The organism is Delftia sp. Lp-1 (assembly GCF_020523835.1).
In the GTDB taxonomy this organism is placed as follows: Bacteria; Pseudomonadota; Gammaproteobacteria; order Burkholderiales; family Burkholderiaceae_C; genus Comamonas; species Comamonas acidovorans.
Genome location: NZ_JAJALJ010000001.1, coordinates 2,167,669 through 2,186,857 on the forward strand (window position 1 = coordinate 2,167,669; position 19,189 = coordinate 2,186,857).

Sequence of the window (19,189 nt, forward strand, 5' to 3'; positions counted from 1 at the left end):
GCAGCAGGACAAACACCGAGGCCGGTCGAGGTGGAAACCGCCTTGCGCCAGATCAAGCGAGGGCGTAGAACAGAGCTGTCAGTGAGACGAGACAAGGAGCATCCATCTATGAGCGGCCTCGACACAACTGCAAGCTTCCCCGGCGGAAGCTATGAGAGCAAAGAATCTCTGTCCCGCGCCGACACCCACGAAGATGTCACGCCCAACGAAATCGCCGTCGGCGTGATCATCGGGCGATCCTCGGAGTACTTCGACTTCTTCGTGTTCGGCATCGCCTGCGTGCTGGTCTTCCCGGCACTGCTGTTTCCCTACCTTTCCAAGCTCGACGGCACGCTGATGTCGTTCGCCATCTTCTCGCTGGCCTTTGTGGCCCGGCCGTTGGGCACGGCGCTGTCCATGGCCGTGCAGCGGCGCTGGGGGCGGGCGACCAAGCTGACGCTGGCGCTGTTTCTGCTGGGCGTGTGCACCGTGGGCATGGCCTTCCTGCCCAGCTACCAGCAGGCGGGGGTGAATGCCATCATCGTGCTGGCGCTGCTGCGCATAGGCCAGGGCATTGCGCTGGGTGGCTCGTGGGACGGCCTGCCGTCGCTGCTGGCCATGTCGGCGCCCAAGAACCGGCGGGGCTGGTATTCGATGATGGGCCAGTTGGGCGCGCCGCTGGGCTTCGTGCTCGCGGCAGGGCTGTTTGCCTTCATCTACGCCCATGTGGGAGCCGACGAGTTCCTCAGCTGGGGCTGGCGCTATCCCTTCTGCGTGGCCTTTGCCATCAACGTTGTGGCACTGTTCGCCCGGCTGCGCCTGGTCGTGGGCCAGTCCTACACCGAACTGCTGCAGCAGCGTGAGCTGGAGCCCATGGGCGTGCTGCCGCTGATGCGCGACGAGGGTCGCAACGTGGTGATCGGTGCGTTTGCCGCCCTGGCCAGCTTTGCGCTGTTCCACCTGGTGACCATCTTCCCGCTGTCCTGGATCTCGCTGTACTCGGACCAGTCGGTGACCCATGTGCTCGGGGTGCAGATCGTGGGCGCCTTCTGTGCGGCTGCCGCCATCATGGTCTCGGGTTGGCTGGCCGACCGTGTGGGCCGGCGCAACACGCTGGGCACCATGGCCTGCCTGATCGGCATCTTCAGCTTCCTTGCGCCCTGGCTGCTGGGCAGCGGAACGATGGGCAACAACGTGTTCATCATCGTCGGCTTCATCCTGCTGGGCCTGTCCTATGGCCAGGCGGCAGGCACGGTGACGTCCAACTTCCCCTCACGCTATCGCTACACGGGTGCCGCGTTGTCCTCGGACATGGCCTGGCTGGTGGGCGCGGCATTCGCTCCGCTGGTGGCCCTGGGCGTGTCCTCGCGCTTCGGACTGGTGGCGCTGGGGATCTATCTGCTGTCGGGTGCGCTGTGCACGCTGGCGGCGCTGGGCATCAACCGCGCCATCGAGACGCGCGACTGAACGGGCGCAGCAAATCAAAGGCCGGCTCTGCCGGCCTTTTTCGTTGTGACTTCGCCTCAGGGGTTTTCACCGTAGCGCTGCTTGAAGTCGAATTCGAGCCTGTCGCAGTCCTGCACCGATTCAAACTGCTGCGTCTTGCGCTCGGCCTCTGGCCGCGCGGTTTCCTTGCGGCAGATCTTGATGGTTTCGCGCTCCACCCAGCGCGCCTCGCCTTCGGGCGTGGACAGCAACTGGCCAGCCAGCATGAGCACAGCGAAGAAGGCCACGGGCAGGCCGATGAGCCAGGGCACGATGCGGCTTTTTGGCGGCTTGGGCGGTTTGGCCGGATCGGATCCGTGGGCGCTGGCAGCGGGGGCCGGTTCGCTGGAATGAGGCTCGGGTGTCTGTGGTTGCGCCATGGTGTGCTTGCTGTGGTTCCGGCTGGAGATTATCCAGGGCGCCCATCGCGCGCAGTCTGAGCGGGATCAGGGAACGGCTAGATCGCCTGTGCTAGCCATCTCCCTCATCTCCTGCACCAGCCATTTCTCCAGCGCAAGAATGTCGGCCCTGCGGCCCAGACGGGGCGTCACCCACAGCTGCAGGCGCCGTGGACCGGCCAGCTGCGCGCCGCTGTTGCGCGCGCATGGCAGCGATCCGGCCAGCGACGGGCTGGAGATCGTGCTCAAGGGCGGGCAGATGGGAGGAGAGGCCTTCTTTGGCCAGGTGCGTGATGGAGGCCAGGCAGGGCTCGCTGCCGCAACCATGGGGCAAACCTATAATGCGCGTTGGTCCCGACGGGACACCCTCCCACCAGGGACAGCGCCCCGCGTGCGCGCTCCGAACTCCTAGACACCATGAGCACACCCACTTTCACCGTTGCCGACATTCGCAAGAGCTTTCTGGACTTTTTCGCATCCAAGGGCCACACCATCGTGGAGTCGAGCCCCCTGGTGCCCGGCAACGACCCGACGCTGATGTTCACCAACTCGGGCATGGTCCAGTTCAAGGACGTGTTCCTGGGCACCGACAAGCGCCCCTACAAGCGCGCCACCTCGGTGCAGACCTGCCTGCGCGCAGGCGGCAAGCACAACGATCTGGAAAACGTGGGCTACACGGCCCGCCACCACACCTTCTTCGAGATGCTGGGCAACTGGTCCTTCGGCGACTACTTCAAGCGCGAGTCGCTCAAGTGGGCCTGGGAGCTGCTGACCGAGGTCTACAAGCTGCCCAAGGAACGCCTGCTGGCCACGGTCTACGCCGAGGACGACGAGGCCTATGACATCTGGACCAAGGAAATCGGCCTGCCGCCCGAGCGCGTGATCCGCATCGGCGACAACAAGGGCGGCCGCTACAAGAGCGACAACTTCTGGATGATGGCCGACACCGGCCCCTGCGGCCCCTGCTCGGAAATCTTCTACGACCACGGCGCGCACGTGGCCGGCGGCCCTCCGGGCAGCCCTGATGAAGATGGCGACCGCTTCATCGAGATCTGGAACAACGTGTTCATGCAGTTCGACATGGACGAGCAGGGCAACGTCAAGCCGCTGCCCGCGCCCTGCGTGGACACCGGCATGGGCCTGGAGCGCCTGGCCGCCATCCTGCAGCATGTGCACAGCAACTATGAGATCGACCTGTTCCAGGCGCTGATCAAGGCCGCTGCGCGCGAGACGCACATCGCCGACATCGAGACCCCCTCGCTCAAGGTGATCGCCGACCACATCCGCGCCACCGCCTTCCTGGTGGCCGACGGCGTGATCCCCTCCAACGAAGGCCGCGGCTACGTGCAGCGCCGCATCGTGCGCCGCGCCATCCGCCACGGCTACAAGCTGGGCCAGAAGACCCCGTTCTTCCACAAGCTGGTCAAGGATCTGGTGGCCGTGATGGGCGATGCCTATCCCAAGATCCGCGAGCAGGAAGCGCGCATCACTGAAGTGCTGCGGGTCGAGGAAGAGCGCTTCTTCGAGACCCTGGCCAACGGCATGGAAATCCTGGACGCGGCGCTGGCCGGTGGCGCCAAGGTGCTGCCCGGCGACGTGGCCTTCAAGCTGCACGACACCTACGGCTTCCCCCTGGACCTGACCAACGACGTCTGCCGCGAGCGCGGCCTGAGCGTGGACGAGGCGGGCTTCCAGACCGCCATGGAAGAGCAGAAGAACAAGGCCCGCGCAGCAGGCAAGTTCAAGATGGACCGCGCCCTGGAATACACGGGCGATGCCAATGCCTTCACGGGCTACCAGAAGCTGGCCGAGGCCGCCAAGGTGGTGGCACTGTATGCCGAAGGCAGCGCCGTGCAGGAACTCAAGGCCGGCCAGAGCGGCGTGGTCGTGCTCGACACCACGCCTTTCTACGCCGAGTCCGGCGGCCAGGTGGGCGACCAGGGTGTGATCAGCACCACGGGCGCACGCTTCGCGGTCGAGGACACGCTCAAGATCAAGGCCGATGTGTTCGGCCACCACGGCGTGCTGGAGTCCGGCAGCCTCAAGGTGGGCGATGCCGTGCAGGCCGAGGTGGACACGCAGCTGCGTGCGGCCACCATGCGCAACCATTCGGTCACGCACATCATGCACAAGGCCCTGCGCGAAGTGCTGGGCGACCACGTGCAGCAAAAGGGCTCGCTGGTCAACGCCGAGCGCACGCGCTTCGACTTTGCCCACAACCAGCCCGTGACCGCTGAAGAGATCCGCGAGATCGAACGCCGCGTGAATGCCGAGATCCTGGCCAACACGCCCACCGATGCGCGCGTGATGGACATCGAATCGGCCAAGGCCACGGGCGCCATGATGCTGTTCGGCGAGAAGTACGGCGACTCCGTGCGCGTGCTGGACATCGGCAGCAGCCGCGAACTGTGCGGCGGCACCCACGTGCAGCGCACCGGCGACATCGGCCTGTTCAAGGTGGTGGGCGAAGGCGGCGTGGCCGCTGGCGTGCGCCGCATCGAGGCGGTGACCGGCGAGAACGCGCTGGCCTACCTGCAATCGCTGGAATCCACGGTGGACCAGGCCGCCGCCGCGCTGAAGGCGCCGACAGCCGAGCTGAACACCCGCATCGGCGGTGCGCTGGAGCAGATCCGCGCGCTGGAGAAGGAAGTGGCTGCGCTCAAGGGCAAGCTCGCTTCCAGCCAGGGCGACGAGCTGGCCGGCCAGGCTGTGGACGTCAAGGGCATCAAGGTGCTGGCCGCCAGGCTGGAAGGCGCCGACGCCAAGACCCTGCGCGACACCATGGACAAGCTCAAGGACAAGCTGGGCGCCGCAGCTATCGTGCTGGCCGCCGTCGATGGCGACAAGGTGCAACTGGCCGCAGGCGTGACCAAGGCCGAGACCTCGCGCATCAAGGCTGGCGATCTGGTGAACTTCGTGGCCAGCCAGGTCGGCGGCAAGGGCGGCGGCAAGCCCGACATGGCCATGGCCGGCGGCACGGACGCTTCGGGCCTGCCCGCGGCGCTGGCCGGTGTGCAGGCCTGGGTGGCAGAGCGCGTCTGACCCAGCTGCGCGGCAGATGATTCCTGCTGCCCCTTCTTCGGGACGCCCCGGTGGACTCCACCGGGGCGTCTTGCCGTGGGCGCTGCGTATGACCTACATGGCCTGGGTGATGGGCGTGCTGGCGCAATCGGCCGCTGCCGCCGCGCAAAGCGTGGTCTTCATCAACCCCGGCCGCTCCGACGAGCGCTACTGGACCACGGTCAGCGAGGCCATGCAGGACGCGGCCAGCAGCCTGGGCATGCAGCTGCAGGTGCGCTACGCGCAGCGCGACCACCTGCGCCCCATCGAGATTGCGCGCCAGATTGCCGCCTTGCCAAAGGGGCAGCGGCCCCGCTACGTGATGTTTACCAACGACTACAGCGTGGCGCCTGAAATCCTGCGCACGCTGGAGGCCGCAGGCATCGACAGCTTCATGGCCTTCAGCGGCGTGCCCGAGACGTTGCGCGGCCAGACCGGCGTGGCGCGAGAGCGCTATCGCCACTGGCTGGGCAGCCTGGAGCCGGGCGCCGAGGAGGCCGGCTACCTGACCGCCAAGTCACTGTTCGCCGCTGCGCGGGCATCGGGCCAGGCGCGTGCGGCCGATGGCCGGCTGCACATGGTGGCCATTGCCGGAGACCGCTCCACGCCCTCCTCGGTGGAGCGCAATGCCGGCATGCGCCGCGCGGCGGCCGAGGCCAGCGACGTGGTGCTGCAGCAGGAAGTCTTTGGCGAATGGCGCCGCGAACGCGCCGAGCAGCAGGCGGCCGTGCTGTTCCAGCGGTATCCCGAGGTTCGCCTGGTCTGGGCGGGCAACGACGAGATGGCCTTTGGCGCCATGCAGGCCTGGCGCGCGCGGGGCGGCTCGCCGGGGCGTGACGCCTTCTTCAGCGCCATCAATTCATCGGCGGCCGCCATGACGGCGCTGCGCACGGGCGAGCTGTCGGCACTGGCGGGCGGCCATTTCCTGACCGGCGCCTGGGCCCTGGTCATGCTCTACGACCATGCGCACGGCGCCGATTTCGCCTCCGAAGGGCTGGAGCAGGTGCGGCCCATGTTCACGCTGCTGGACAAGTCCCAGATCGACCGCTACGAGCACAGGATCAGCGCGCCGCTGGCCCCTCTGGACTTTCGCAGCTACAGCAAGCACCTCAATCCCCAGCTGCGGCGCTACGGATTCGAGCTCAAGCACCTGCTGCGCTGAGCGCCTTCCATGCCCCGCTTCCGTTCGATCGCCTCCCTGCTGATCCTGCGCATCATGCTGCTGGCCGTGGCCTGCATGCTGGTGTTTGGCGGCGCCCACGCCTGGTGGGAGTACCGCAAGGGGCAGCAGGAGTTTCGCCGCTCCATGGAGACGCTGGTGGCCAACAGCATGATCTCGCTTTCCGCCGCGTTGTGGGACATCGAGCCGGCCCTGGTGCGCGAGCAGGTGCAGTGGCTGGGCAAGCTGCCCCTGGTGGGACATGTGCAGCTGCGCGTCACCTCCACGGGCGAGATGTACGAGGCGGGCGAGCCCAGGGATGGCCGCGCGCCTGCCGTGTCCATGCTCATTCCGGCACCGCGTCACAGCCAGTCCAGCCTGCCGCTGGGTGAACTGCAGGTCTGGGAGAACCGGGGCCACTACCTGGAGGTGCTGCGCGACTCCACGCTGCGCGTGCTGCTGGGCTATGCGCTGTTCACGGCCCTGGTCTGTCTGATGGTGGCCTGGGTGATGCGTAGGGAGCTGCGCCAGCCGCTGCAGCAGATTGCGGGCTTTGCGGCCAACCTCAAACCCAATGAGTTGTCGAGGCCCTTGGTGCTGGAGCGGGCGCGCCGCGGGCAGCGCGACGAGATCGACATGGTGGTGCAGGGCTTTGGCCAGTTGCAGCATGACCTGCGCGGCCACATCGAGCATCTGGACCTGCTGGTGGCCCAGCGCACGGCCCAGCTGGAGGAGCTGGTGGAAGAGGTCAAGCGCATGTCGCTGACCGATGCGCTGACCGGATGCCTCAACCGCCGCGCCATGGACGAGCGCCTGGCCTCCGAGGTCGCCCAGGGCCAGCGCCTGGGTGCGGCCCTGAGCGTGATGTTCGTGGACGTGGACCGCTTCAAGCAGGTCAATGACAGGCACGGCCATGCCGCAGGCGATGCCGTGCTGCGCGAGGTGGCACTGCGTTGCCGGCGCGCACTGGAGCGGGAGCCTTCGGCGCAATGGATGGCGCGCTATGGCGGGGAGGAGTTCCTGATCGTGATGCCCGGTGTGGCTGCGGCCCAGGCCTGGGCGCTGGCCGGGCAGCTGCGCGAGGCCATACGCTCCACGCCCATACAGGTCCATGGCCTGGAGCTGGCGGCGACGGCCAGCTTTGGCGTGGCACAACTGCAGGGCGCCGAGAGCGCGCAGGAACTGCTGCAGCGCGCCGATGCCATGCTCTACGAGGCCAAGCACGCCGGGCGCGACTGCGTGCGCGTGGCCGGCCTCGCCTGACGGCACGGCGCCGGGCCGGCTCAGAACAGTTCGATGTCGTTGCTGTTCACCTGGGGTGCCAGCAGCCCCTGGGTGATCAGATCACCGTAGTACCAGGTCTGGTTGCGGCCATGCTCCTTGGCGTGGTAGAGGGCCTGGTCGGCATGGCCCAGCACCTCCACGGGTGCGCCCGTGCCCATGGCGGCAAAGCCCGTGCTCACGGTGATGCGGCCGACCTGGGGGAATTCGTAGCTCTCCACGTCGTGGCGCAGGCGCTCCAGCGCCTTGCGGGCATTGACCAGGCTGACCGAGCGCAGCAGCACCACGAATTCCTCGCCGCCGAAGCGGAACACACGGTCCTTGGCGTCGAAGCAGCTGCGCAGGATGTTGGCCACCAGGATCAGCACCTCGTCGCCATACAGGTGGCCAAAGCGGTCGTTGATGCGCTTGAAATGGTCGATGTCGATGGCGGCCAGCCACTGGCCGGGAACGTCTTCCGTGGCCACGCCCGGCATGGCCATCGGCGGCTCCTGCAGCGACAGGCGCAGGAACTGCTCGTCGAAGGTCTTGCGGTTGAGCAGGCCGGTCAGCGCATCGCGTTCGCTGTAGTCCAGCAGGCTCTGGTAGTTGTGATAGACGCCGAAGATGCCCTGGATCACATCGAGCCGGCTGGGCGAGAAGGCCGTGGACTGCGTGATCTCCAGGCAGTGGTAGGCCGTCTCCTGGCGCCACAGCGGCAGCCACAGCACGTGCTGGCCATCGGGCTGCACGGCCGAGGCGATGAGGGCACGCTGCTGCAGCGCCTGCTGCAGCGCGGGCATGGAGGCCAGCTCCACGCTTTGCGGGTCATACAAGGCCTCGGCATCGGTGGACATGACCTGATCGCCCTGGCTCCAGGTGCGCGCACGCACGCAATGCCTGCCGTCGGGCATGGCGAACAGCTCCAGCGCCCGCACCTGCACCACGCCATTGAGCTTGAACAGGGTGGACAGCACCGAGATTTCCAATCGCAGATGGTCCCTGTGGGCCGTCATCTCGACCAGATTCTGTAGCAATGGCTGCATGCGAGGCCTTGTATTGGAAGAGGGCGCGACCGGCTCAGCGGCGCTCAAACACCAGATCCCACACGCCGTGGCCCAGGCGGATGCCACGGTTCTCGAACTTGGTCAGCGGCCGGTAGTCGGGCTTGGCGGCATAGCCTTCGGCCGTGTTGGCCAGCAGGGGCTCCGCGCCCAGCACCTCCAGCATCTGCACCGCATAGGGCTCCCAGTCGGTGGCGCAGTGGATGTAGCCACCGGGACGCAGCCGGCGTGCCAGCTTGGCCACCAGAGGCTCCTGGATCAGGCGGCGCTTGTTGTGCTTTTTCTTGTGCCAGGGATCGGGGAAGAAGATGTGGATGCCGTCCAGGCTGGCCTCGGGCAGCATGTTGTCGATGACTTCGACGGCGTCGTGCTGCAGGATGCGGATGTTGGAGATGTCCTGCTCGCCAATGCGCTTGAGCAGGGCGCCCACGCCGGGCTCGTGCACCTCGCAGCACAGGAAGTTGTCATCGGGGCGCACGCGCGCGATGTGGGCCGTGGCCTCGCCCATGCCGAAGCCGATCTCCAGGATCAGGGGGGCCTGGCGGCCATAGGTGGCCGAGGCGTCCAGCGGCGCGGCCTGGTAGTTCAGCACGAAGCGCGGACCCAGCTCCTCGAAGGCCTTGGCCTGGCCTGTCGTGGTGCGGCCGGCGCGGCGCACATAGCTCTTGATGGTCTTGGGATGGGCCACGCCCTCGGGCGGCTGGCCGGTACGGGCGGCCGCAGGTGTGGAGGGCGAAGAGGAATCGTGCGGCGCACCGGGGGCAGCGGACATGGTGTTCGGGGTATCGCCGTCCATGGACTGCTCGGCTTGGGGGGAAGAAATTGGGTTCACGGGCTCAATTGTATGTATGGCGCCAGCCCCTGACCCAGAACTGCAGCGCTTCGCCCAATGCGGCCTGGGGTGATGGCTGGGGCAGTCCCAGGTGGGCGGCTGCGGTGCGCAGCGCGGTCACGGGGGCGCTCAGGTCCAGTGCGGGGGCACCGTGCTGCTTGGAAAGCTTTTCGCCGTCGGGCATGAGCACCAGCGGCGTGTGCAGGTACTGCGGGTGATCTATGCCCAGGGCGCGCTGCAGCAGCATCTGGCGGGGCGTATTGTCGGCGAGGTCGGCGCCGCGCACCACATGGGTGATGCCCTGCAGGCCGTCATCGACGACCACGGCCAACTGGTAGGCCCACAGGCCGTCGGCCCGGCGCAGGACAAAGTCGCCCACGCCGTGGATCACATCCTGCTGCTGGGCGCCCAAGCGGCGGTCCTGCCAGTGCAGCACGGGGTCGTGGCGGGTGAAGCGGTCCAGCGCAAAGCGCCAGGCCCGGGCGCTCTTGCCGTGCAGGCCGTCGCGGCAGGTGCCGGGGTAGGGCCGCTCCACATGGCGCTCATGGGCCCAGCCCAGGTTTTCCCAGGCTGCCTCGATGTCCTTGCGCGTGCAGCCGCAGGGATAGGCCAGGCCGCCGGCCTTGAGCCGCTCCAGTGCGCTTTCGTAGAAGGTGTGGCGGCGGGACTGCCAGACGGGCTCTCCATCCGGCAGCAGGCCGCAGGTGGCAAGCTGGTTCAGGATGGCGGTGTCGGCACCGGGCTGGCAGCGCGGAGGGTCTATGTCCTCGATGCGCACCAGCCAGCGGCCGTCATGGGCGCGTGCGTCCAGCCAGCTGGCCAGCGCCGCCACCAGGGAGCCTGCATGCAGCAGGCCCGTGGGTGAGGGCGCAAAGCGGCCGACATACGGGGATGGGGCGGGTGCGGAGCCGGTTTCGGCGGATTCAGGGGCGGCGGGAATCATCGGGGCCGGATGTTAAGGCCTTGCGCCGCCCCCTGCCAGGACCTGGTGGCCTGGTTCAGTCTGCAACCAACGCCAGGGCCATTTCCAGTCCCGAGACAAAGGCATCCTCCACGCGGCGGCCAATGCACCAGTCGCCGCACAGGCCCAGGCCCGCATCCTTGTTGCGCAAATGGCTGCGGCCCAGCGGCGACAGGGTCTGCGCATGGGGCCAGAGGTAGACGCTGGCATGGCGGGGAGGGATGCGGATGCGCGTGATCTCGCCAAAGGCCTTCTGCATCTTGGCCAGCACGCGCGGGGCGTCGTCGGCGCGGTGCTCCTGCGACCATTGGGGGCTGGCCAGCACGGTCCAGCGTTCGCTTTGGGAGCGGCCCGGCTTGGAGGATTCACGTGCCACCCAGACCGCGCGCTCATGCGTGGTGCGGGCCGCATTCCACTGCGGCCCCAGGGTGGACAGGCCGGCCTCGGTGGCCATGGGGTAGGACAGCGTCAGCGCCCAGCAGGGCGCCATTTCCACGGCCGCCATGCCCTGCACCAGCGACAGGGCCAGGGGCGTGGTCTGCAGCAGCTGGCGCGCCTGGGGCGCGGGCAGGGCGAGTATCACTTCATCGAAGCCTGCGCGGATCTGCGTGGTCGGCTCGGTAGTCTCCACATGCAGGCTCCAGCCCTGCGGGCCGGGCTGGCGTTCGAGCTTGGTCACGCGCTGGCCCAGGTGCAGGCGGTCGGCATCCCACAGCGGCGCGGCCCAGGCCAGCGGCAGGGCCTGCATGTCGGGCGTGGCCACCCAATGGGCTTCGGTGGGTGCGGGTGCGGCGCTGGACTGGCGGCCCTGCGCATCCAGCACGCGCAGCGTGCTCACGCTCCAGGGGCGGCACAGGCCGGGCACGGTCTGCAGGGCCAGCTCGAAGCGCTTGTCGCGCACGGTGAAATACTGCGCGCCGATGTCGAAGGCGCCATGCGCGGCGTTGACAGAGCGCATGCGCCCGCCCACCTGGGGCAGCCGCTCGTAGACATGGACATCGTGGCCGGCCTGCATCAGCGTGCGTGCGCAGGCCAGGCCCGCCATGCCGGCGCCAATCACGGCAATGCGGCGTGCGCCGGCCTTGGGGCGCGCCTTGGAGGCTTCGGGGGGCTTGGTGGCCTTTTTCTTGACCGTGGACTTGGAGGCAGCGCGGGAAGCGTTCATGGAGCAGACCTTTGCGGGCAGTGGCAGATTCCGGGAAGCATGTCCTTTCCGGCCTGTTGCACCGCAGCGGCGTGGCAGGCCGGGACCTGTAACCACTCTACACCCGCGAAGACCGCCCGGCGGCGTGCGCCAGCTCAATGTCGGTGATGATTTTCCATGAGAGCGCGGCGCGTGGCGGGGCTCTCCAACTGCTGCAGCCACCACTGCAGCGCGCGCGGGGGGACCTGCTGCGGCGGGCAGGACCATGCGTAGTGCATGCGCACATTGCGCGAGGGCCGGGCGACCTGGCGTGTTACCAGCAGGCCGGCCTGCACATACACATCGGCCATGAAATGGGGCAGGAAGCCGCAGCCTATGCCGCGCACCTGGGCCTCGATCTTGGCCTGCATGGAGTCCACGGTGAAGATGTCCTGGCCGCTGAGCAGGCCCATGCTGGCGCTGTCGCGCAGGCCTGAATCGGCCACGGCGATGATGCGGTGCTGCAGCAAGGTAGCGTCGGTGATGGGCTCGGGCGCCGTGGCCAGCGGATGGTGGGGCGCCACGGCAAAGACGAAGTCCAGCTCGCCCAGCTCGCAGGCCTGCAGGCCCGCCACGTTGCTGGAGTTGACCGCCACGCCGATGGCCAGGTCGGCCCGGCCCGAGGTCAGCGTCTCCAGCGTGCCGGTGAGGATGCCGTCGCGCAGCTTCAGCCGCGTGGGTGGCTGCATGGCGTAGAAGGCCTCGACCAGCTCCAGCATCGGCGTGCGCGCCACGGCACCATCGACCACGATGGTCAGGTGAGGCTCCCAGCCCGTGGCCACGCGGCGCACGCGATGCGCCACGGTGTCGATCTCATGCAGCAGGCGCACCCCCTCGCGCAGCAGCTCCCGGCCGGCCTCGGTGGGCTGGGCGTGGCGCGAGCGGCGGTCGAACAGCAGCACGTCCAGCGCATCTTCGATCTGGCGCACACGGTAGGTCAGGGCACTGGGCACCAGGCCCAGCTGGCGTGCTGCGGCGGCAAAGCTGCCGGCCTCGGCAATGGCCTGGAGCATGGCCAGGCTGTCGGGGGTGAGCACGTCGCGGGGGCTGGGCATGGGGCGTTATGGCTTCAAAAGCTTTGAATGATGCCATCAATCCTGCTGCGCCTTGCCTGCGGCAGCGGCTTCTACAGTGGAGCCATCGACGCAAGAGTTTCGAAGATCTGACACGTTGGAAAGGGACAAAAACATGATCGCCCTGCGCAAATCCCGGGAACGCGGCCATGCCGACCATGGCTGGCTGCGCTCGCACCACAGCTTCTCGTTTGCGGGCTACCACGATCCGCGCCACATGGGCTTTGGCAACCTGCGCGTGATCAACGAGGACCACATCGCCCCGGGCACGGGCTTCGGCTCCCATGGCCACAAGGACATGGAGATCATCAGCTACGTGCTCGAAGGCCGGCTCTCGCACAAGGACAGCATGGGCAACGAGCAGACCATCTCGCCCGGCGAGGTGCAGCGCATGAGCGCCGGCTCGGGCGTGGTCCACAGCGAGCACAACCATGCGCCGGGCCAGACCACGCATTTCCTGCAGATCTGGCTGCTGCCCAGCGAGACGGGCATAGCGCCCGGCTATGCGCAAAAAGCCTTTGCCGACGAGGAAAAGCGCGGCCGGCTGCGCCTGGTGGCCTCGCCCGATGGCGCCGAGGGCTCGGTCAGCGTCCATGCCGATGCCCGGCTGTATGCCGGGCTGTTCGACGGCGATGAGCAGGCCGAGCTGGAACTGCCCGCCGGCCGCAAGACCTATGTGCACCTGGTGCGCGGCGCGCTGAGTGTCAATGGGCAACGGCTGACAACGGGCGATGCGGCCCTTGTGGAGAATGAACCGCGACTGCGCCTGCACGACGGGGAACAGTCCGAGGTCCTGGTGTTCGATCTGCAAGCCTGAGAGCGTGCACAGCACGCTCTGAAGATTCACGAGGAGTACCCATCATGTTGAACCGTCTGAGCAACCCGCTGGCGCTGGCCGGCCGCATCCTGATCGCGCTGATGTTCGTGCCTGCGGGCTTTCAGAAAATCGGAGGCTTCGCCGGGACCGTGGGCTATGCCGCATCGGTAGGCATGCCCATGCCGCAGATCGGCGTGGCCATTGCCCTGGTGGTGGAGATCGTCGGCGGCCTGGCCTTGCTGCTGGGCTGGTGCACGCGCTGGGCGGCCCTGGTGCTGGCGTTCTTCACGCTGGTGGCCAGCTTCTTCTTCCATGCCTACTGGAGCGTGCCGGCCGACGCGGCCATGATGCAGCAGCTGCTGTTCTGGAAGAACATCGCCGTGACTGGCGGCCTGCTGGGCTTTGCCGCCCACGGTGCCGGTGGCTGGAGCGTGGATGCGCGCCGCCATTAAGTGGGTGGGGCAGCGTTGGCCATGCCCTGATTTTTGTTAGGCTACTGCCTTGAGTGGGCCCCGCAGCAGCGCTGCGGGGCCCTTTGGCGTGGATGGATTGATGAATGCGGCGCTGGCTGGCCTGTGGCTGCGCAGGGCGTCTGAGGATTGGATTTCTTGTATGGCAGATATCGTGGTGGTCTACCACTCGGGTTACGGACACACCCAGCGCATGGCCCAGGCCGTGGCCGACGGCGCAGGCGCGCGCATGCTGTCGATCGACAGCGACGGCCAGCTGCCTGCGGGTGGCTGGGAGTTGCTGGCGGCGGCAGACGCCATCGTCTTTGGATCGCCCACCTACATGGGCGGGCCGAGCTGGCAGTTCAAGCGCTTTGCCGATGCCTCTTCCAAGCCGTGGTTCGTGCAGGCCTGGAAGGACAAGCTGTTCGCCGGCTTCACCAACAGTGCCAGTGTCAACGGCAACAAGCAGACCACGCTGGACTACCTGTTCCAGCTGGCCATGCAGCATGGTGGCCTGTGGGTGGGCAGCGGCATGTTGCCGTCCAACGCGCGCGCCGCGCAGCGCAATGACCTCAACTGGATAGGCGCCTTCAGCGGTGCCATGGCGCAATCGGCCTCGGATGCCTCGGCCGCCGAGATGCTGCCGGGCGACCTGGAGACGGCGCGCGTGTTCGGCGAGCGCGTGGCGCAGCAGGCGCTGCGGCTGATGCGCCAGGCCGGCGCGGCTTGATCGGCTGTCCCCACTGAACCTCACGCCCCCAGCCGGTCCAGCAGGCTGTACCAGGCCACTCCCGCCGCTATGTACAACCGTTGCAACCCATGCAGCGGTATTGGCTGAACCGGCGTTACCGGAAAAGGGCAGGCCAGCGCATTTCCGCCGGCGATCAGCGCTGCCGCCTCCCGCCCTAGCAGGGTGGCCATGGCAATGCCGCGGCCGTTGTAGCCCAGGGCCATGGTGATGCCGGGGGCAGGCTGGTGCAGATGGGGCATGAAGTCGCGTGTGACGGCGATGCGCCCAGCCCAGCGGTACTCGTATTGGAGGGGGCCCAGGCCGGGAAACATCAGCGCCACGGCGCGTTCCAGGTGGGCATAGTCGCCTGCGCCCTGCGGGTCCGCAAAATGTCCGCGCCCGCCCATGAGCAGACGGCCTTGTGCGTCCTTGCGAAAGTACAGCAGCAGGCGCTGCGAGGTCGAGCCTGTCTCGCCCCCGGGCAGGATGTGCGCGCCCGCCTTGCCCAGGGGCTGCGTGGCCACGATGAAGCTGTTGGCTGCCAGCACCGTGCGCGCCAGACCAGGCCACAGGCCATCGGTATAGCCGTTGGTGCCCAGCAGCACCTGCCTGGCCTGTATGCGGTGACCCTGGGCCGTGGTGGCGACCCAGTGGTCCGTGCCCTGGCGCTCCAGTGCCAGCACGGGCGATTCGCTGTGAACCTGCACGCCCAGGGCCTGTGCGGCGCGCACCAGTCCACGCACGTAGGCCAGGGGCTGTATGGCGCCGGCGCGTCCATCCAGCCAGCCGCCGGCAAAGGCGGGCGTGCCTGTGCGTGCTGCCGTGGCAGCGCGGTCCAGCAGTTCCACGCGCACGCCGCGCCGTTCCCACTGCCGGGCGCGTGCGTGCATGCCGTCCACCGCCTGCTGGGTGTATCCGACCTGCAGCCAGCCGGCACGCACGGGCGCGCAGTCGATGCCGTGCCGTTCGATCAACCCGTACACAAGGTCGGCCGAGCGGGAGACGGCGTCGATCAGCCGCTCGCCACGAGCGGCGCCGTGGATGCGCTGCAGTTCGTCGGGGTCGTACTTGAGGGTGGGGTTCACCTGGCCGCCGTTGCGGCCCGACGCACCCCAGCCGGGAGCATGGGCGTCAAGCACGTACACGCTGGCGCCGCTTTCGGCTAAATGCAGTGCTGCCGACAGGCCGGTATATCCCGCGCCGATCACCAGCACGTCGGTGGTGGTCAGCGGTGCCGCCAGCGGTGGCGTGGGCGGTGCGGCGGGCGCAGTGGCTGCCCACAGCGATGGCGCTGACGGGTGCGACAGCACGGGGCGTACCGACGAAGACGATGCGAAGGAGGCGGTAGCTGCCATCGTCATGCCGCACCTCCTGATGGCGCACAGTGCTGCTGCAGCACGCGCCGCAGGAAGTCCTGCGTGCGTGCATGGCGCGGTGCGCCCAGCACCTGGGCCGAAGGGCCTTCCTCCACGATGGTGCCGCCATGCAGAAAGCACACGCGGTCGGCCACCTCGCGAGCAAAGGCCATCTCGTGCGTGACCACGATCATCGTCATGCCTTCTTCGGCCAGCTGGCGCATCACGCCCAGCACGTCGCCCACCAGTTCGGGGTCCAAGGCCGAAGTGGGTTCGTCGAACAGCATGGCCTCGGGCTTCATGGCCAGGGCGCGGGCAATGGCCACCCGCTGCTGCTGTCCGCCCGACAGCTGTGCGGGCCAGGCCTGTGCCTTGTCTGCCAGGCCTACCTTGCGCAGCAGCTCCAATGCCTCGGCATGGGCCTGGCCGGGAGCCTGGCCCTTCACATGGATGGGGCCTTCCATCACGTTCTGCACCACGGTGCGGTGCGGGAAGAGGTTGAAGCGCTGGAACACCATGCCCATGCGGCTGCGCAGCGCGTGGATGGAGGGCGCGCGGGTGTCCACGCACTCCCCGAATGCGCGCACCTCGCCGCCCTGGTACGACTCCAGGCCGTTGATGCAGCGCAGCACAGTGGACTTGCCTGATCCCGAAGGGCCGATCAGGCACACCACTTCTCCACGTGCCACGTGCAGGTTGACGCCCCGCAGCACGCGATGCTCGCCGTAGGCCTTTTCCAGGTGGTCAATCTCGATCATGGTGACTTCCTCCCCGCTCCAAAGCGCTTCTCCAGACGCCTGAGCCCCCATACCAGCGGCAGGCTCATGGCCAGGTAGAGCAGGGCGACGAGGGTGTAGACCGTCATGTTCTGGAAGGTGGACGCTGCGATCAACTGGCCCTGGCGCGTCATCTCGGCCACGGTGATGGTGGAGACCAGGGACGAGTCCTTGAGCATCATCACCAGGGTGTTGCCGTAGGGCGGCAGCGCAATGCGGAATGCCTGCGGCAGCACCACGCGGCGCATGAGCAGGGCGGGTCGCATGCCCATGGCCAATGCGGCTTCCCGCTGGCCTGGGTCCACCGCCTCGATGCCGGCGCGGAAGTTCTCTGCCTGATAGGCCGAATAGGCAATGCCCAGGCCGATCACGCCGGCCTGGAATGCGGTGAGCTGGATACCGACCTCGGGCAGCACGAAGTAGATGTAGAACAGCTGCACGATGATGGGCAGGCCCCGTATCACATTGACCACGGTCGATGCGGCCCACGAGACGGCGCGCACGGGTGAGAGCTTGCACAGCGCCAGCACAAGTCCGATCGCGCTGGACAACAGGAACGACAGCGCGGTGACCTGCACCGTGACCACCGCTCCTTGCAGCAGGATGGGCAGGAACTCTCGCGCGTGCTGCACAAATGCTTGCATGGCGTACTTTCCTCGAAGGTGTCATTGCCGTGCATTGCGCGGCAAGGGGGGGAGGCGAGGCGCGAGGCGACCCGGCGGGCGTCCGATGTCCTCAGATGCCCCACTTCTTGACGATCTGGGCCAGGGTGCCGTCTGCCTTGATGGTGGCGATGGCCTTGTTCAGGCGGGCCAGGGTTTCGGTGTCACCCTTGCGCACCACCAGGCACACATCCCCCACGTTGGAGGGCTTGTAGCTTTCGGCCAGCTTCACGCCCTGGAAGCTGTGCTGGCGGATCTGGTAGGCAATGATGGGCTGGTCACCCAGCCCTGCCTTGATGCGGCCAAGCGCCAGATCGCGCGTCATGTCGGCTACCGAGTCGTAACTGCGCACTTCCCTGAAGATGCCCTTTTTCTGCAGCAGGTCGTAGAACACCGTGCCCACCTGGGCACCGACGACCTCGCCCTTGAGATCGTCCAGTGATACATAGGCCTTGGCATCGTCAGCCTTGACGATCAGGCCCTCGCCGTAGGAGTAGACCGCATCGCTGAAATCCACCACCTGCTGGCGTGCGGCGGTCTTGAGCATGGCGGCCGAGATGATGTCGATCTTGCTGGATGTGAGCGAGGGGATCAGCGCCGCAAAGCTGGTCTGCTGCACATGGGCCTGGAAGCCTCCGGCCTTGGCCACGGCCTGCATGGTGTCGATCATCATGCCCTGGATGCTGTTGCTCTTGACATCCAGAAAGGTGAACGGAATGCCTGTTGGCGTGGCGCCCACGTTGTAGCTGGCCGGGGCGCTGCCGCCTTGCGCTGCAGCCAGCGCGACGGCGCCGGCGGCACACATGCCCAGGGCGAGTTGGAGGACGCGGTGGACAAAACCTGGCATTGCCTGACTCCTTGGCGTGAACGGCGGAAGGAAACAGCAGGGACAGGTCACCTTTGGGGGCAGCCCCTCGCCTGCAGTGGAGAATTCTCGGAACCGCACCAATGATCAATGTGGATGAATCTTTAAGAAATAAGAGAAAACCACTAAGCAATTCAAAGAAATCGATATGCGATTCTTTGGAGGTGAATGCCTATACTTGCCGCCATGCAAGCAACGCCTCAACCCGCTTCGTCACCGATGGATGACGACACCAACCCCCTGTTCAACCAGTCGCTGGAGAAAGGCCTGGCCGTGCTCTGCGCTTTCAGCGCTCAGCACCGGAGCATGACGCTGGCCGATGTGGCCGCCGCTGCGGGCATCAACAAAAGCTCGGCACAACGCATGGTGTTCACGCTGGAGCAGTTGGGCTATGTCCGCAAGCATCCGCAAACCCGGCGCTACCAGCTCGCGCCGCGCGTCATGCGCGTGGGCTACAACTACCTGGCGGCCAACCCGGTGATCGACCTGGCCAATCCGTATCTTTCGGAACTGACCAAGATCACGACCGAGACCACCTGCCTGACCGAGCCCGACGGGCTGGAGATGGTCTACGTGGCACGCTTCATCAGCGCCCAGTTTGTGCCGGTGCACATGCCCATTGGAAGCCGCATCCCCATGTACTGCACTGCCTCGGGGCGTGCCTGGCTGAGCGCACTGCCCGATGAAGAAGCCCTGGCCCTGCTGCGCCAGAGCGAGCGGACCGCGCACACACGTTTCACCATCACGGACGAGGCCGCCATCCTCGATGAACTGGCCCAGGCGCGTCGGCGCGGCTATGCCGTCAACCGGGAGGAACTCTTTCTGGGCGACATGACGCTGGGCGCGCCCGTCATCGGTAGCCATGGCCGCCCCGTGGCTGCCGTGCACATCGTCGCACCGACCAGCCGATGGACGGTGGAGGAAGCGCAAGCCCGCCTGGGCCCAGGGCTGCTGGCCTGCGCCCGCTCGCTCAGCAACTCGGTGCGTGCCCTAGGTTGAACAGCGGCCGATGCTGCAGCCGGTACGGCCGCATTGGTGTCGCACGCCGCAAGCGTGGCGTGCATGCCCAGGGGCTTCA

The 19,189-nt window shown here is 67.2% G+C and carries 19 protein-coding genes; 8 read left to right on the forward strand and 11 right to left on the reverse strand.

Annotation, left to right across the window (positions count from 1 at the left end; all coding sequences use genetic code 11):
- Positions 1-108 precede the first annotated feature (108 nt).
- Entirely contained in the window at positions 109-1,446 is a 1,338-nt protein-coding gene (locus LGR64_RS09660; RefSeq protein ID WP_013802160.1) for an MFS transporter, read from the forward strand.
- Between the two features lie 56 nt (positions 1,447-1,502).
- Here the strand turns inward: LGR64_RS09660 and LGR64_RS09665 are convergent, their stop codons facing one another.
- Both LGR64_RS09665 and LGR64_RS09670 read right to left on the reverse strand, forming a co-directional pair.
- Entirely contained in the window at positions 1,503-1,844 is a 342-nt protein-coding gene (locus tag LGR64_RS09665) for a hypothetical protein (protein WP_088164510.1), read from the reverse strand.
- 66 nt (positions 1,845-1,910) lie between these two features.
- Positions 1,911-2,111 (reverse strand): hypothetical protein, encoded by a 201-nt coding sequence (locus LGR64_RS09670; protein ID WP_141831730.1) that lies wholly within the window; start codon positions 2,109-2,111, stop codon positions 1,911-1,913.
- 168 nt (positions 2,112-2,279) lie between these two features.
- Between LGR64_RS09670 and alaS the strand changes: the two genes are divergently transcribed.
- The 3 genes from alaS to LGR64_RS09685 all read left to right on the forward strand — a co-directional run bounded on the left by alaS (position 2,280) and on the right by LGR64_RS09685 (position 7,344).
- Entirely contained in the window at positions 2,280-4,904 is a 2,625-nt protein-coding gene (gene alaS / locus LGR64_RS09675) for an alanine--tRNA ligase (RefSeq protein ID WP_034394377.1), read from the forward strand.
- 88 nt (positions 4,905-4,992) lie between these two features.
- Positions 4,993-6,084: an ABC transporter substrate-binding protein gene (locus LGR64_RS09680; protein ID WP_141831732.1), complete on the forward strand. Its 1,092-nt coding sequence runs from the start codon at positions 4,993-4,995 to the stop codon at positions 6,082-6,084.
- Between the two features lie 9 nt (positions 6,085-6,093).
- Positions 6,094-7,344: a GGDEF domain-containing protein gene (locus LGR64_RS09685; protein ID WP_141831734.1), complete on the forward strand. Its 1,251-nt coding sequence runs from the start codon at positions 6,094-6,096 to the stop codon at positions 7,342-7,344.
- Positions 7,345-7,364: 20 nt separating this feature from the next.
- Here LGR64_RS09685 and LGR64_RS09690 read toward each other — a convergent pair whose 3' ends face one another.
- The 5 genes from LGR64_RS09690 to LGR64_RS09710 form a co-directional block, all read right to left on the reverse strand.
- Positions 7,365-8,387, reverse strand: a complete 1,023-nt coding sequence (locus LGR64_RS09690; protein ID WP_088164513.1) for a GGDEF domain-containing protein — start codon at positions 8,385-8,387, stop codon at positions 7,365-7,367.
- Positions 8,388-8,421: 34 nt separating this feature from the next.
- Complete coding sequence (gene trmB, locus LGR64_RS09695) at positions 8,422-9,177, reverse strand: tRNA (guanosine(46)-N7)-methyltransferase TrmB (RefSeq protein WP_373765413.1); 756 nt, start codon at positions 9,175-9,177, stop codon at positions 8,422-8,424.
- A 64-nt stretch (positions 9,178-9,241) separates the two neighbouring features.
- Positions 9,242-10,180, reverse strand: a complete 939-nt coding sequence (gene gluQRS / locus LGR64_RS09700) for a tRNA glutamyl-Q(34) synthetase GluQRS (protein WP_141831736.1) — start codon at positions 10,178-10,180, stop codon at positions 9,242-9,244.
- 55 nt (positions 10,181-10,235) lie between these two features.
- A complete protein-coding gene (locus LGR64_RS09705) occupies positions 10,236-11,363 on the reverse strand; it encodes an NAD(P)/FAD-dependent oxidoreductase (protein ID WP_088164516.1) in 1,128 nt (375 codons plus the stop codon).
- Positions 11,364-11,497: 134 nt separating this feature from the next.
- Positions 11,498-12,436 (reverse strand): LysR family transcriptional regulator, encoded by a 939-nt coding sequence (locus tag LGR64_RS09710; RefSeq protein WP_034394359.1) that lies wholly within the window; start codon positions 12,434-12,436, stop codon positions 11,498-11,500.
- A gap of 133 nt (positions 12,437-12,569) precedes the next feature.
- Here LGR64_RS09710 and LGR64_RS09715 point away from each other — a divergent pair, with 133 nt between their 5' ends.
- The 3 genes from LGR64_RS09715 to LGR64_RS09725 all read left to right on the forward strand — a co-directional run bounded on the left by LGR64_RS09715 (position 12,570) and on the right by LGR64_RS09725 (position 14,453).
- A complete protein-coding gene (locus LGR64_RS09715) occupies positions 12,570-13,271 on the forward strand; it encodes a pirin family protein (protein WP_034394356.1) in 702 nt (233 codons plus the stop codon).
- Positions 13,272-13,315: 44 nt separating this feature from the next.
- A complete protein-coding gene (locus LGR64_RS09720) occupies positions 13,316-13,723 on the forward strand; it encodes a DoxX family protein (RefSeq protein ID WP_013802170.1) in 408 nt (135 codons plus the stop codon).
- Positions 13,724-13,883: 160 nt separating this feature from the next.
- Positions 13,884-14,453, forward strand: a complete 570-nt coding sequence (locus LGR64_RS09725) for a flavodoxin family protein (protein ID WP_034394353.1) — start codon at positions 13,884-13,886, stop codon at positions 14,451-14,453.
- A 20-nt stretch (positions 14,454-14,473) separates the two neighbouring features.
- Here LGR64_RS09725 and LGR64_RS09730 read toward each other — a convergent pair whose 3' ends face one another.
- The 4 genes from LGR64_RS09730 to LGR64_RS09745 all read right to left on the reverse strand — a co-directional run bounded on the left by LGR64_RS09730 (position 14,474) and on the right by LGR64_RS09745 (position 18,093).
- Positions 14,474-15,808 (reverse strand): NAD(P)/FAD-dependent oxidoreductase, encoded by a 1,335-nt coding sequence (locus LGR64_RS09730; protein ID WP_409333510.1) that lies wholly within the window; start codon positions 15,806-15,808, stop codon positions 14,474-14,476.
- A 2-nt stretch (positions 15,809-15,810) separates the two neighbouring features.
- Complete coding sequence (locus LGR64_RS09735; protein WP_034394348.1) at positions 15,811-16,566, reverse strand: amino acid ABC transporter ATP-binding protein; 756 nt, start codon at positions 16,564-16,566, stop codon at positions 15,811-15,813.
- Positions 16,563-17,228 carry an ectoine/hydroxyectoine ABC transporter permease subunit EhuD gene (gene ehuD / locus LGR64_RS09740; protein WP_034394345.1) on the reverse strand — a complete coding sequence of 222 codons (666 nt, stop codon included), beginning with the start codon at positions 17,226-17,228 and terminating at the stop codon, positions 16,563-16,565. Before ehuD ends, LGR64_RS09735 begins: the two co-directional genes overlap by 4 nt.
- A gap of 91 nt (positions 17,229-17,319) precedes the next feature.
- On the reverse strand, positions 17,320-18,093 hold the full coding sequence (locus LGR64_RS09745) for an ABC transporter substrate-binding protein (RefSeq protein ID WP_141831740.1): 774 nt from the start codon (positions 18,091-18,093) through the stop codon (positions 17,320-17,322).
- A 237-nt stretch (positions 18,094-18,330) separates the two neighbouring features.
- Between LGR64_RS09745 and LGR64_RS09750 the strand changes: the two genes are divergently transcribed.
- Complete coding sequence (locus LGR64_RS09750) at positions 18,331-19,110, forward strand: IclR family transcriptional regulator (RefSeq protein ID WP_034365152.1); 780 nt, start codon at positions 18,331-18,333, stop codon at positions 19,108-19,110.
- The last annotated feature ends 79 nt before the right edge of the window (positions 19,111-19,189 follow it).

What these genes read in the sequence shown, in the direction of transcription:
- gluQRS (WP_141831736.1), bottom strand. Translation starts at nt 10,180, where the DNA reads ATGATTCCCGCCGCCCCTGAATCCGCCGAAACCGGCTCCGCACCCGCC.
- LGR64_RS09730 (WP_409333510.1), bottom strand. Translation starts at nt 15,808, where the DNA reads ATGGCAGCTACCGCCTCCTTCGCATCGTCTTCGTCGGTACGCCCCGTG.
- LGR64_RS09720 (WP_013802170.1), top strand. Translation starts at nt 13,316, where the DNA reads ATGTTGAACCGTCTGAGCAACCCGCTGGCGCTGGCCGGCCGCATCCTG.
- LGR64_RS09725 (WP_034394353.1), top strand. Translation starts at nt 13,884, where the DNA reads ATGGCAGATATCGTGGTGGTCTACCACTCGGGTTACGGACACACCCAG.
- LGR64_RS09710 (WP_034394359.1), bottom strand. Translation starts at nt 12,436, where the DNA reads ATGCCCAGCCCCCGCGACGTGCTCACCCCCGACAGCCTGGCCATGCTC.
- LGR64_RS09745 (WP_141831740.1), bottom strand. Translation starts at nt 18,093, where the DNA reads ATGCCAGGTTTTGTCCACCGCGTCCTCCAACTCGCCCTGGGCATGTGT.
- LGR64_RS09705 (WP_088164516.1), bottom strand. Translation starts at nt 11,363, where the DNA reads ATGAACGCTTCCCGCGCTGCCTCCAAGTCCACGGTCAAGAAAAAGGCC.
- LGR64_RS09690 (WP_088164513.1), bottom strand. Translation starts at nt 8,387, where the DNA reads ATGCAGCCATTGCTACAGAATCTGGTCGAGATGACGGCCCACAGGGAC.
- LGR64_RS09735 (WP_034394348.1), bottom strand. Translation starts at nt 16,566, where the DNA reads ATGATCGAGATTGACCACCTGGAAAAGGCCTACGGCGAGCATCGCGTG.
- LGR64_RS09665 (WP_088164510.1), bottom strand. Translation starts at nt 1,844, where the DNA reads ATGGCGCAACCACAGACACCCGAGCCTCATTCCAGCGAACCGGCCCCC.
- LGR64_RS09685 (WP_141831734.1), top strand. Translation starts at nt 6,094, where the DNA reads ATGCCCCGCTTCCGTTCGATCGCCTCCCTGCTGATCCTGCGCATCATG.
- trmB (WP_373765413.1), bottom strand. Translation starts at nt 9,177, where the DNA reads ATGTCCGCTGCCCCCGGTGCGCCGCACGATTCCTCTTCGCCCTCCACA.
- LGR64_RS09660 (WP_013802160.1), top strand. Translation starts at nt 109, where the DNA reads ATGAGCGGCCTCGACACAACTGCAAGCTTCCCCGGCGGAAGCTATGAG.
- LGR64_RS09680 (WP_141831732.1), top strand. Translation starts at nt 4,993, where the DNA reads ATGACCTACATGGCCTGGGTGATGGGCGTGCTGGCGCAATCGGCCGCT.
- ehuD (WP_034394345.1), bottom strand. Translation starts at nt 17,228, where the DNA reads ATGCAAGCATTTGTGCAGCACGCGCGAGAGTTCCTGCCCATCCTGCTG.
- alaS (WP_034394377.1), top strand. Translation starts at nt 2,280, where the DNA reads ATGAGCACACCCACTTTCACCGTTGCCGACATTCGCAAGAGCTTTCTG.
- LGR64_RS09715 (WP_034394356.1), top strand. Translation starts at nt 12,570, where the DNA reads ATGATCGCCCTGCGCAAATCCCGGGAACGCGGCCATGCCGACCATGGC.
- LGR64_RS09750 (WP_034365152.1), top strand. Translation starts at nt 18,331, where the DNA reads ATGGATGACGACACCAACCCCCTGTTCAACCAGTCGCTGGAGAAAGGC.